An 11,936-nucleotide genomic window follows, 5' to 3' on the forward strand; every position below is an offset into this window, starting at 1 on the left:
CGGCCCCAGGTCGCGCCACGAGGCTGACCGCATGACCGCAGTCGCGCCCCATCCAGCCGTCCCCGCCGCGCCGGTACAGCGCGCCGAACCGAGGTGGGTGCGCCCGAGCCTCGCACTGCTCCTGGTCGCGACCGCCGCGCTGTATCTGTGGGATCTGAGCGCATCCGGCTGGGCCAACGCGTTCTACTCCGCCGCCGCACAAGCCGGATCGCAAAGCTGGAAGGCACTGTTCTTCGGCTCCACCGACGCGGCCAACGGCATCACCGTCGACAAAACGCCCGCCGCGCTCTGGGTGATGAGCCTGTCCGCACGGCTGTTCGGAGTGAACGCGTGGAGCATCCTGGTGCCGCAGGCATTGATGGGTGTCGGCTCCACGTGGCTGCTGTATGCGACCGTGCGACGCACTTCCGGTGCGGCAGCGGGATTGCTCGCGGGCGCGGCGCTTACGCTCACCCCGGCTGCGGCACTGATCTTCCGCTTCAACAACCCGGACGCGCTGCTTGTGCTGTTGCTGATCGCGGCCGCCTATTGCACCGTGCGGGCGATCGAGAAGGCCAGCCCTCGATGGCTCGTTTTCGCGGGCGTCGCAGTCGGATTCGGCTTTCTCGCCAAGATGCTGCAAGCGTTCCTCGTCCTGCCCGCCTTCGCACTCGCGTACCTCGTGGCCGCGCCGATCACTCTCGGCAAACGTTTCCTGCACCTGCTCGCCGGACTCGCCGCCGTCGTGGTTTCGGCAGGCTGGTACCTCGCCGTCGTGGCGTTGTGGCCAGCCGCCGACCGGCCGTACATCGGCGGGTCGCAAAACAACAGTCTGCTCGAACTCACCCTGGGGTACAACGGTTTCGGCCGGATCACCGGCGACGAGACCGGCAGCGTCGGCGGAAGCCCGGGCGGCGGCTGGGGCAGCACCGGACTGTTCCGGTTGTTCGGCAGCGAAATGGCGGGCGGCATCGCCTGGCTGCTGCCCGCGGCGGTACTCGGACTCGGCGCTGGCCTGTGGTTCACCCGCTACGCGCCCCGCACTGACCACAGCCGCGCGTCGCTGCTGCTCTGGGGCGGCTGGCTGATCGTGACCGCCGTCGTGTTCAGCTTCATGGGCGGGATCATCCATCCCTACTACACCGTCGCGCTCGCCCCGGCGATCGCCGCGCTCGTCGGGATCGCGGCCGTCCAATTGTGGCGGATCCGCGGCAATCCAGCCGCCGTAGGGCTTTTGAGCGGCGGCGTCGCACTGACCACAGTCACGGCCTACCTGTTGCTGGATAATTTGTGGCAACCGTGGCTCGCCCCGACAGTGCTCATTCTCGGGCTTTTAGCCGCTATCGCACTGTTTTTCGTCCAGCACTTCGGCCGGATCGCCGCCGTACTGGGTCTGGTCGTACTGCTCACCGGAACCGGCGCGTACAGCCTCGCCACCGCGACGACTCCCCACAGCGGCGCGATTCCGTCCGCCGGACCGAACACCAGGCAGATGTTCGGCGGAGGCGGCGCGGGCGGACTGCTCGGCACCACCATGCCCGGTGAGAACCTGACGGCGTTGCTGCGGAACTCCGGCGATCACCGATGGGCCGCGGCGACGGTCGGGTCCAACAACGCCGCCGGGTACCAGCTCGGCAGCGGCAAACCCGTGCTCGCGGTGGGCGGGTTCAACGGCACCGACGCGTATCCGACCCTTGCACAGTTCGAGCAGTACGTCCGGCAAGGACAGATTCGCTACTTCCTCGGCGACGGCATGACGATGCGCGGCTCCAGCAGCGGAAGCGACGCCGCCGAACAGATCGCGCAGTGGGTGGCCGAGAACTACCGAATGACCACAGTGGACGGTGTGTCCGTGTACGACCTGACTGCCTGATTCACGGTCGCACAGCGCAGGCACAGGAACACCACAACGTGGCCAAAGCCCGGCGGACGACGGTGGTCTCATGAACGCCACCGCCCCCTCCCGCAGCAGCGCTCCGCGGCCCGGGACGACTCCGGTCGGCCTCGGCGGCCCCCAGCCCGTACTGGACGTCGTCATCCCGGTCTACAACGAGGAAACCGACCTGGAGCCGTGCATCCGCCGGCTACAGGCGCACCTCGCCGAACGCGTCGGCTACCCGTACCGGATCACTGTCGCGGACAACGCGAGCACCGACAAAACCCTTGCCGTCGCCGAACGGCTGGCCCGCGAGTTCCCCGAGGTCGAGGTGCGCCACCTGGACGAGAAGGGCCGCGGCCGCGCGCTGCAGGCGGTCTGGTCCGCTTCGGACGCGGCGGTGCTGGCCTACATGGACGTGGACCTCTCCACCGACCTCGCCGCGCTGGACCCGCTCGTCGCGCCGCTGCTGTCCGGACATTCGGACGTCGCGATCGGCAGCCGGCTGGCCCGCGGCGCCCGGGTGGTGCGCGGGCCGAAGCGCGAGTTCATCTCCCGCTGCTACAACCTGATCCTCCGCGGCACGCTGGCGGCGAGGTTCTCCGACGCGCAATGCGGGTTCAAGGCGATCCGCGCCGACGTCGCCCGCGCGCTGCTCCCCCACGTGCGCGACACCGGCTGGTTTTTCGACACCGAACTGCTCGTGCTCGCCCAGCGCGCCGGGCTGCGGATCCACGAGGTGCCGGTCGACTGGGTCGACGATCCGGATTCCTCGGTCGACCTCGTCGCGACCGCCACCGCCGACCTCAAAGGCATCGCCAGGGTCACCCGCGCGACCTTCACCGGAGAGATTCCCGTGCACCGGCTGCGCGAACAGCTCGGCCGCGAACCGATCGGCGTGGAGGCCCCCGGAGTGTCCCCGAGCCTGGTGAAACAACTCGTGCGCTTCGCCGCGGTCGGCGTCGCCAGCACTGTCGCGTACCTGCTGCTTTTCCTGCTGCTGCGGACGATGGTCGGCGCGCAGGCGGCCAACTTCACCGCACTGCTCGTCACCGCCATCGCGAACACCGCGGTGAACCGGCGGGTGACCTTCGGCGTCCGCGGCCGCACCGGCGCCGGACGGCATCAGTTCGAAGGGCTGATCGTGTTCGGCCTCGGGCTGGCGCTGACCAGCGGTTCGCTCGCCTTGCTCAACCACACCACCCATGCCGGGCTCGTCCTGGAGACGACCGTGCTCGTGCTGGCGAACCTCGCCGCCACGGTGCTCCGCTTCCTGCTGCTGCGGGGCTGGGTCTTCAATCCGCGCCGTACCGCTACCGAGGAGTCGTCTTGACCACTGTCCTGTCCGCCCGGCCTGCCGCCCCGGACGCGCCGGATCGCGCGACACCTCGCTGGATCCGTCCGTCGGTGCTCGGGCTCTTGGCGCTCACCGCTGTCCTGTACTTCTGGGACCTGACCGCTTCCGGGTTCGGCAACTCGTTCTACGCCGCGGCCGTGCAATCGGGCACGCAGAGCATGAAGGCTTGGCTGTTCGGTTCGCTGGACGCCGGGAACGTGATCACTGTCGACAAACCGCCTGCCGCGTTGTGGGTGGGGACGGCTTTCGCGCGAGTCTTCGGGTTCTCCAGCTTTACTGTGCTCGCCCCGCAGGCACTGATGGGAGTCGGCTCGGTCGGGTTGCTTTACCTGACCGTGCGCCGCGTTTCCGGGCCGCTGCCGGGATTGCTGGCCGGTGCGATGCTCGCGCTGACGCCGGTCGCCGCGCTGATGTTCCGCTTCAACAACCCGGACGCGTTGCTCACGCTGCTGCTGATCGCCGGCGCGTACTGCACGGTGCGAGCGATCGAGAAGGCCAGTCCTCGGTGGCTCGTTTTCGCTGGCGTGGCAATCGGATTCGGGTTCTTGACGAAGATGATGCAGGCGTTCCTCGTGCTGCCCGCGTTCGCGCTGGCGTACCTGATCGCCGCGCCGACCGGGCTGGGGAAACGGTTGCTGCACTTGGTTTACGCCGGGGTCGCGGTGGTCGTGTCGGCTGGGTGGTTCGTGGCGCTGGTGGAGCTGTGGCCGTCGGGGTCGCGGCCGTACATCGGCGGGTCGACCGGGGACAGTCTGCTGGAGCTCGCGCTCGGGTACAACGGGCTCGGGCGGATCTTCGGCGGGCAGGGCAACGGCGGCGGGATGGGCGGCGGTTTCGGCGGCGGCGGTAACAGCGCTTTCGGCGGCAGTTCCGGTCTCGGGCGGATGTTCGGCGCGAGCTTCGGCACCGAGGTCTCGTGGCTGCTGCCCGCCGCGCTGATCGGCTTGGTGGCCGGGCTGTGGTTCACCCGGCGGGCCGCGCGCACCGACCGGACCCGGGCGTCGCTCGTCGTCTGGGGCGGCTGGCTGCTCGTGACCGGGCTGGTGTTCAGCTTCATGAGCGGCACCGTGCACCCGTACTACGCGGTGCAGCTCGCCCCCGCGATCGCCGCGCTGGTTGCGATTTCCGGGCACGCGCTGTGGCGCGGCCGGGCGCACCCCGCGCCGAGGATGGTGCTGGGCGGGATGATCGCGGCGACCGCGGTGTGGGACTTCATCCTGCTCGACCGCACGCCGGACTGGTTCCCGTTGCTGCGCTGGGCGATCGTGGTGCTGGGGTTGCTCGTGAGCACCGTTGTGGTGGTCGGAGTGCCGCGAGCGCGGACCGTTTTGATCGGTCTCGCAGCGGCGATCGTCCTGACGCTCGGGGTCGGTACCGCCGGGTACGCCGTGGAGACGGTTTCCTTGCCGCACAGCGGTTCTATCCCGACTTCGGGTCCGCGTACTGGTGGCATGGGCGGTTTCGGGGGCGGCATGGAAGAGACCAACGGCTCCGTCGGTCAACTGCTCGGCGGCACGACGACGAAGTGGGCCGCCGCGACGACCGGGTCGCAGTCGGCAGCGAGCCTTGAGCTGGCGAGCGGCAAGTCGGTGATCGGCATCGGCGGATGGGACGGCAGCGACCCGGCTCCCACGTTGGAGCAGTTCAAGCAGTACGTCGCGGCGGGCGAAGTGGCGTACTACGTGGACGGCGGGCGGGGCGGCGGTCCCGGCGGCGGGTCGAACGACATCTCCGAGTGGGTGGCCGCGAACTTCACCGCGACCACTGTCGGTGGCGAAACTGTCTACCAGCTCACCCGGTGAGACGGCGGATCCTCAGCCTCTTCCCAGGAACGAGGCGCATTCTGGAAAGCACGGAGAGTCATCCGCAGCGAATGCCCGGGAGGTCACGATGGCCGGATATCCACGCTGGCACACCGCGAGCGAGCAGGGGCCGCGCGAGCGCAATGCCGACGCGGTGAGCGCCTACGCGGCCGCCGGGGCGCGCGGAATCACCTTCGCGCTCGCCGACGGCGTCGGGGACGACCCCGGCGCCGGGCGGGCCGCGCAGGTCGCCGCCGCGGCCGCCGCGCGCACCCCCGTCGAATTCGGCCCGGCCAAGGCGATTTTGGCCGCACAGCATGCAGTTCACCGGCTGGGCGGCACCGGAGACGCGGTGCTGGTGGTGGCGATGCCCTTCGCCGGCGGGTACCGGATCGCGTGGGTCGGCGATGCGCGGGCGTACGCCTGGGACGGGTCGATGATCCACAAACTCACGCAGGACCACACGATGGCGGAGTACTTCCGCTCGCGGCACCAGCCGTACTCGCCGCGGATGGAGCACCTGGTGACCACGAGCGTCCGCACGACGAAACCGGAGGAGATCGGCACGACGGAGACGTCGAGCGGAGGTCTCCTGCTCACCAGCGACGGCGTCCACAAGGTCCTGACGCCCGCCACGATCGACGAAATCCTGGCCGACCCGGCCCGCGGCGCGTCCGCGCTGGTCGCGACCGCCATCGCCCTGGGCGGCCGCGACAACGCGACGGCCCTGTTCGTGGAACCGGCGGACGTGGCGACGTTGGTGACGGAAAGGTTTCCCGCTGCCGCCTGAGCGAGGTCAGGCGTGATCGCGTTTGAGGTTCCGGTACTCGCGAAAGACAAGCACGATGATCACCGCGTCGAGCGCGGCGAAGAACGGCAGCGCGATGGAGTGGGTTTCGAAGGCGCGGTAAATCTCGTACACGACGAACGCGGCGAGCACGACCATCGCGACCGGATAGGCGCGTACCCACTTGCGCGCGAGCGCCCACACGAGGCCGAGCTTGAGCAACCCGTGCGCCAGCAGATACGCGACGGCGAACGTCTTGGTCCCCCCGCCGACGAAATGCTCGGCGGCGGTTTCGAGATGCCGCGCGAGCGTGCCGGAGGGATCGCCGAGCAGGTCGCGGGTGATGACCGCGTTCACGAACCCGGTGACGGCCGTCGCGGGGATGAACGCCAGGATCAGCGCCCCGATCAGCTGAAGGGCTCCGTCGAGGCCCTTCAGCGTGATCGCGATCCGGAACAGCCGCTCGGTGGAACGGGTGGAGGTCTCCTCGCTCATCGGTACAGGAAACCGGAAAATCCCGCGGGGTGCTGGGTTGACGGCCGGGTTTCGGGCGGGTGATCCGGTTTGCGTGACCTGTGGTTCGGGGTTTCGGCTCAGTGCTCCGGCACAGTGCTCTGGCCCATGATGTGGCACCGACGGCTCGGGTCTCGGGCCAGTGATCGGTTCTGCGCCCCGCCGCTCGGGTCTTGGCCCGGTGTTCCGGTCTTGCCCACCCTGCCGCTCGGGTCTCCGCCCAGCGCCCCGGTCATGCACACCCCACCACCCGGGGTCTAGGCGCGCTGGCCCAGGCTGGCACCCAGCAGCCTGCCCGACAGCTCGCGAACCCGCGTTCGCCCACCGACTGTGCCGCTACGCTCCCGCGGCTCAACCCGTCCTCGGCCGAACTCGTTCCGGCCCACGGCTCACAACTCCACCGTCCGGCCTGTTCCCGTGCTCTGGCTTTCCCTCACTCGATGCGCATCGCGGCACCGCCCTTACTCAGGCATTCCGGGCAGCGCTCGTACCTTTTCGTGTGATCGTGCGGATCCTGCCCGAACACCGGAAAACACGCCGCCCCGCACAGTCCGAGATACACCGGCCCGCAGCGAAGCGGACGGCGTCCGACCTGATGCGCCAGCCGTGCCGCGTTCTCCGGCGCACCAGCCTGGGGCAGCCAGCCGTGCGCGGGCAGGCTCGCCAGGACGGCCTCGTTCAGGTGATCGGCCCGCCGGATCAACGCCCGGCCGAGGTCGAGGAGCCGCTCGCCGAGGTCCCGCACCGCGTCCGGGCGCGGGGATCGTTCGTCGAGCGCCCGGGTCAGAAAGGCGAGGTCGAGTGCCAGGGTGGCTTGCAGGTCGCGAATCCAGGTCACCAGTTCGGGGCCGGTGAGCCCCACCGCCGAACTGCGCTGCTCCGGGAGCCTGCTCCAGCGTCCGGTCATGCGCCGTTCCCGGTGAGCGCCGGGCGTCGGACCTCCACACCGCTCACGCCGGGCACCGGGCCCCGTCCGAGCGGACCCGCCCTTCCCTGCAGAGCCATTCCTCCGCGCATTCGGCACACGTCGGATCGAACCAATGGCCGCCGAGTTGCGGCACGTCTCGGCGGGCGACCGTGACTTCGGCCCCGCACAGTGCGGTGAACGTTTCCCCGGGTCGCGGTGCGAACGGCCCGTCCAGTGCGTGCCGTTTTCCTTCCGCCTGCTGCCACCTGAACACCGGACTCCTCCCCTTGTGATGCTTGGAGTCCCATTTGGGATGTCGCCCGCGCGTAACGCAAGCCCCCGGTCCGGGTGATCATCGAAGTCGGGATTTTCCCTCAGCCGCAAGCACTTTCGGCGTGCGATAGGGGGCTGAGCGCGGGTTACCGCCGGGTTAGTCGTCACCATCTGGTGACACCCCGGAGGGCGGACGCCGCCGCGGTTGCCGGCACCCGTGCTGCCTGAGCGATGCGAGGCGCGGCGGCAGTCACGGGTGCCGCGAGGGGGAAGAGCGGCGGGCGTCCGTGCGGGCATCACCTCGCTTTCGGGAGTGCGGTCGCCGCCATGACCGCTGTCGCCAAGCGCATACGCAACCCCCGCGCGAGGGTTGTCACACGACAGTGGTGCAGATAGTCAGCAAACCGGGCCCGATCACGCCACGATGACGCGACCGATCAGGTCGCCCGAGGCGGCGTCTGGGCAATGCAGCGTGGACATCCACGGCCGGGCAGGGTCGCAGCAGCTGACAGCACGTCACGGGCGTTGGCCAGCATCAAGCCGGATCACGCCACACGCCGGAAGCAGCATCCGAGTCATGCAGCGTGGACACTCCGAGCCAGACTGGAGGGCAGCGCACAGAGGGCTTTGCCCAGCACCAGACCGGGTCAAGCCACGACGGTGCGGCTGATCAGCACGTCGAGTCCCGGGCCAGTCAAGTCGTCCGCCGCCGCGCGACGGCCTGCCAGTGCGAGCAGCAGCGCCTCCGCCGGGCCGCGGACCTCGATGCCCCTCCCGGACGCCCAGTCCAGGTCGGTCGCCACCGCGCGCAGCCCGGTCAGCCGGCGCGACACTCCGATCGGCGGCGCGCGCAGCGACAGTTCCAGCGCCCGGCGCAACCGCGCGGCCGGGATCGTCCGCGGCTGCCCGAGCGGGCGGCGGATGTCCTGCTGGTGGATCAGGCCGTCGAGGAAGCCGACCATCCCGCCGAACTTGCCCAGGACCCGGCCCGGCTGCGGGTGCCGCCGCATGACGTCGATCAGTGCCTCCGGCGCGCGCACCCGGTACTCGGCGAGGCCGATCTCGTTCGACCGTTTCAGCGACAGCCCTGCGCGGACGAACCGCCGCGCCAGCTGCCGTCCGCCGAGTTCGTCGTAGCTCACGACGTGAGCGACGACCGAGCGCACGTTCCAGCCGGCACACAGCGTCGGCTCGTCCCACTGCTCGGGCGTGAGCGTCTCGAGGAAGTCCGCGAAGTCGGCGCGCTCGTCGCGAGCCAGCGTCCGTACGTCCATGCTCTCCCCTGTCCGCGCCGGACACTCACCGTAGCAGCGACCCCCTCGCGTTCGCCGGGTTGAACAGGACAGCGAACCCCAAAGTGCGCCTCTGCGCACATTCATCCGATCGGGTCGAATATGCGCGCATTGATAACGCGCGGAATAGTCCGGAAGATCGCGAATACCGGGCATCGAAACACCAGGCCGCGCGGCTTCGGCGAAGAATTTCGCGCCCCGGGTTAGCGCGATCGGCAGCGGGCATGCAAAGATAGCGTTGCCGCAGGCAGGAGTGGTTAAGAGGGTGGAATATTCCATTCCCCGGACGCCCGCCGCGGTCGCCGGAACCAGTTCCCCTCGGGGGCGGGCTGGGAACTGTGTTCCGGCACTTTTCCGGCGGACAAGAAAGGATCCACAATGACCGGTCCTGGCGCGGAAAATGCAGGCCAGGCATACCGTCGGACAGGAAAATCGGACACCGGCGACAACAGACCGTATGCGGTCGCCGTAAGTCAACGCCCCGGCCGGGTGACCGTGACGTTTCACGAACCAGGCATGCCGCAACCAGCGCCGGCCGTACCGTCGCCGCGGCCGAGCACGCGCCCGGCGTATCCGTCGTGGAAGACCGCGCGGACGTCGGTCGAACTGGCCGCACGGCAGCCGGACGGCGGCACTCAGCCGTGGCAGCTGATCGCGCTCCTGCTGACGCTGCTCGTCGGGGCGACCGCGATCGTCTTCGCGACCGCCGGAGTCCTGGCCGGACTCGCCACCGCGGGCGGAGTAGCGCTCGTCCACGTCACCGGCGCGGTGCTCCGCAAGCGGCACACCGCGGACCGGGACGCCTGACCACCCTCGAAGCGGACGCCGGCGGCTGTTCACGGCCGCCCGCGTTCTGCGCTCCCGGTGCCCGGCCAGGCAGGGCCGGGCACCGGGAGACGAGGGTTGCCGTTCCGAGACTGTTTCCGGAGTTGGGGCGAGTGCTGCTCAGCGGCGGGACGACGGTGGCCGGAGGCAAGGGCGATGCCGGGGGTCGCTGCCGAATCGGCATGGCGCGGCGTCTGCGCACTAACTCGGCTCGGCTCAACCCGATCTACCCTGCTCCGCTCGTCCGCTCGTGGTTCCCGGCTAAGCGCGGCCTAGTGCCCCTGAGCCGCTCGGCAAGATTCAGCTCAGCCCGGCCGCTCGGCTCGGCCACGCTCGACGCACGGCTCGGCCGTTCGGTTCAACCCGATCTACCCTGCTCGGCTCGTCCGCTCGCGGGCCCCGACTAGGCGCGGACTAGCGCTGCCGAGCCGATCGACAAGATTCAGCCCGGCTCGTCCGCTCGCAGTTCCCGGCCAGGCGCGGCCCAGCACCGCCGAGCCGCCCGGCGAGATTCAGCTCAGCCCGACTCGGCCACGCTCGCCGCTCGGCCCGCCTGCTCATCCTGGCCCGCCGATCCGGACCGGCCCGCACGACCGAGCCGCGACGCGGCCGTCCCGCGGCCGCCGCGCCAGAAGTCCGCATCGCAAGCGACACAACCGAAACAGCACCAAGCAGCTCGGCTAATCAACCGCTCAACAGGTGTTATCAACTGCAGACACCCCACACCGCCCTCCACCCCCACAACGCCACGAAAAAAGTAACCCCCACCCAATTCAACAACGAAATCCGCAACATCAATTCCGCATTGCACGTGCGAAAGCACCCCCCAATGCACGAGAAGTGTCCATTCAGGTGAATTCCCCGAAGCACAGCGCGATTGATCCACCGGCCCACTACCCTCAGGAATATTCCGAACACATTCCGTGTATCGCGGAATATTCCATTACCCGAACCGAAAACAAGAAAACGAGGGGTTGCAGTGGACACCTTCGACCCGCACGATCCGCACGAGCACCCGCACGCGAACCCGGCCCGGGCGTATCGCGTCCCGGCGGCCGGTCCGGCGGCGAGGTTCCCCGACCACGCCTGGCGGAAACCCGCTGCTTGCGGGCCTAATTCCGGCAATTGCGTCGAGGTCAACCTGGCCGCCCAGGGGCTCGTCGGGGTGCGGGACAGCAAGATCGACAGCTCCCCCGTGCTGGTCTTCGACCGGGGCGAGTGGGACGAGTTCGTCTCCGCCGTGCGGCGCGGGGAATTCGACGGCTGACCAGGCACGACAACAATCCCACCCCGCCGAAACCGCCGTCCGGCCGCAGTGCACCTTGCGAAAAAGGCGCCGACCCGGAGTTTTGCCCGCCGGGTCGGCGCATTATCATCAGAGGTTCGCACATCGGCCGCTGGACGAAATGACGGAGCCCCTGGTGACCTCGCCGATCCGGCAACCGCCGCCCTCCCTGCGGACCCAGCGTTCCCGGCTGGGCTCCCGGATCCTCAAGTGGCGCACCGAACGCGGGCTGACCCAGGTCGACCTCGCCGACGGGATCGGCTGCAAACAGCCCAAGATCCAGAAGATCGAATGCGGCAAGGCGGGCACCCGGCCCGACGACCTCGAGCGGATCATCGAGGTACTCGGCATCCCGCCCGCCGAGGCCGACCAGCTGCGGGAACTCAACCAGGCCAACGATCCTTCCGCACGCCGGGCCGAGCGCCGGATGATCACGCCGCAGTGGTTCCGCGAGATCCTCGAACGGGAGCAGGCCGCGGCGGAAATCCTCAGCTGGACCGGGAACCGCATCCCGGGGCTGCTCCAATCGGAGTATTACATGCTCGCGCAGTTCCAGGCCAGCCGCCAGGAGCGGGTCACCGACCGGGTCGCCGAACGCAAGGCGCGGCAACGGCTTTTCGACGCCCGCCCCGGTCCGCAGGCGGTCTTCATGATGGAGTACAGCTGCATCGAGAAGCTCGTCTACGGCACCAAGGCCAGCATCGCCACCGATCAGCTCGAGCACATGATCCGGATCGTCGAAACGCATCCCTTCGCCGAGGTCCGGATCCTCCCGCGCGACGCGGCCGCCTACCCGGACGAGGACTTCACCATCCTCCGCTTCGGCCATCCCGACCTTCCCGATTTCGCTTACCAGGAAAGCAAAGTCAAGCTGATCACCGTGCCGCAGGGCCAGGACGAGTTCGCCTCCTACGAGGAGTCGTGGGAAGCCCAGCTCGCCGCCACCCTGTCGCGCGAGGAATCCCTGCAATACCTCAAGGAATGGGCGAGCCGCTGCGCGCCGCCCGCCCGCTGACCGCAGTCCCGGACGAAAGGAACAG

General features: G+C 69.2%; 11 protein-coding genes. 7 read left to right on the forward strand and 4 right to left on the reverse strand.

Annotated features, from left to right (window positions below; all coding sequences use genetic code 11):
• Nucleotides 1–31 precede the first annotated feature (31 nt).
• From ABZX37_RS14535 to ABZX37_RS14550, 4 genes are all read left to right on the forward strand, one after another.
• Nucleotides 32–1,852, forward strand: a complete 1,821-nt coding sequence (locus ABZX37_RS14535) for a glycosyltransferase family 39 protein (RefSeq protein ID WP_354739524.1) — start codon at nt 32–34, stop codon at nt 1,850–1,852.
• Nucleotides 1,853–1,922: 70 nt separating this feature from the next.
• Complete coding sequence (locus tag ABZX37_RS14540; RefSeq protein WP_354739526.1) at nt 1,923–3,188, forward strand: bifunctional glycosyltransferase family 2/GtrA family protein; 1,266 nt, start codon at nt 1,923–1,925, stop codon at nt 3,186–3,188.
• Entirely contained in the window at nt 3,185–5,014 is a 1,830-nt protein-coding gene (locus tag ABZX37_RS14545) for a glycosyltransferase family 39 protein (RefSeq protein ID WP_354739528.1), read from the forward strand. The genes ABZX37_RS14540 and ABZX37_RS14545 overlap by 4 nt, the downstream gene beginning before the upstream one ends.
• An 88-nt stretch (nt 5,015–5,102) precedes the next feature.
• Nucleotides 5,103–5,804, forward strand: a complete 702-nt coding sequence (locus tag ABZX37_RS14550; protein ID WP_354739530.1) for a serine/threonine protein phosphatase — start codon at nt 5,103–5,105, stop codon at nt 5,802–5,804.
• Nucleotides 5,805–5,810: 6 nt separating this feature from the next.
• Here ABZX37_RS14550 and ABZX37_RS14555 read toward each other — a convergent pair whose 3' ends face one another.
• The 4 genes from ABZX37_RS14555 to ABZX37_RS14570 all read right to left on the reverse strand — a co-directional run bounded on the left by ABZX37_RS14555 (nt 5,811) and on the right by ABZX37_RS14570 (nt 8,768).
• Complete coding sequence (locus tag ABZX37_RS14555) at nt 5,811–6,296, reverse strand: DUF2127 domain-containing protein (RefSeq protein WP_354739532.1); 486 nt, start codon at nt 6,294–6,296, stop codon at nt 5,811–5,813.
• A 451-nt stretch (nt 6,297–6,747) separates the two neighbouring features.
• Nucleotides 6,748–7,221 (reverse strand): hypothetical protein, encoded by a 474-nt coding sequence (locus tag ABZX37_RS14560; protein WP_354739534.1) that lies wholly within the window; start codon nt 7,219–7,221, stop codon nt 6,748–6,750.
• A gap of 43 nt (nt 7,222–7,264) precedes the next feature.
• A complete protein-coding gene (locus ABZX37_RS14565) occupies nt 7,265–7,495 on the reverse strand; it encodes a zinc finger protein (RefSeq protein ID WP_354739535.1) in 231 nt (76 codons plus the stop codon).
• A 646-nt stretch (nt 7,496–8,141) separates the two neighbouring features.
• Nucleotides 8,142–8,768, reverse strand: a complete 627-nt coding sequence (locus ABZX37_RS14570; protein ID WP_354739537.1) for a maleylpyruvate isomerase family mycothiol-dependent enzyme — start codon at nt 8,766–8,768, stop codon at nt 8,142–8,144.
• 534 nt (nt 8,769–9,302) lie between these two features.
• Between ABZX37_RS14570 and ABZX37_RS14575 the strand changes: the two genes are divergently transcribed.
• From ABZX37_RS14575 to ABZX37_RS14585, 3 genes are all read left to right on the forward strand, one after another.
• A complete protein-coding gene (locus tag ABZX37_RS14575; protein WP_354739539.1) occupies nt 9,303–9,593 on the forward strand; it encodes a hypothetical protein in 291 nt (96 codons plus the stop codon).
• A 997-nt stretch (nt 9,594–10,590) separates the two neighbouring features.
• A complete protein-coding gene (locus ABZX37_RS14580; RefSeq protein WP_354739541.1) occupies nt 10,591–10,878 on the forward strand; it encodes a DUF397 domain-containing protein in 288 nt (95 codons plus the stop codon).
• A gap of 139 nt (nt 10,879–11,017) precedes the next feature.
• A complete protein-coding gene (locus ABZX37_RS14585; protein ID WP_354739543.1) occupies nt 11,018–11,911 on the forward strand; it encodes a helix-turn-helix transcriptional regulator in 894 nt (297 codons plus the stop codon).
• Nucleotides 11,912–11,936: the final 25 nt, after the last annotated feature.

Origin of the sequence: Amycolatopsis sp. NPDC004079 (assembly GCF_040610415.1) — a bacterium.
Classification (GTDB): Bacteria; Actinomycetota; Actinomycetes; order Mycobacteriales; family Pseudonocardiaceae; genus Amycolatopsis; species Amycolatopsis halotolerans.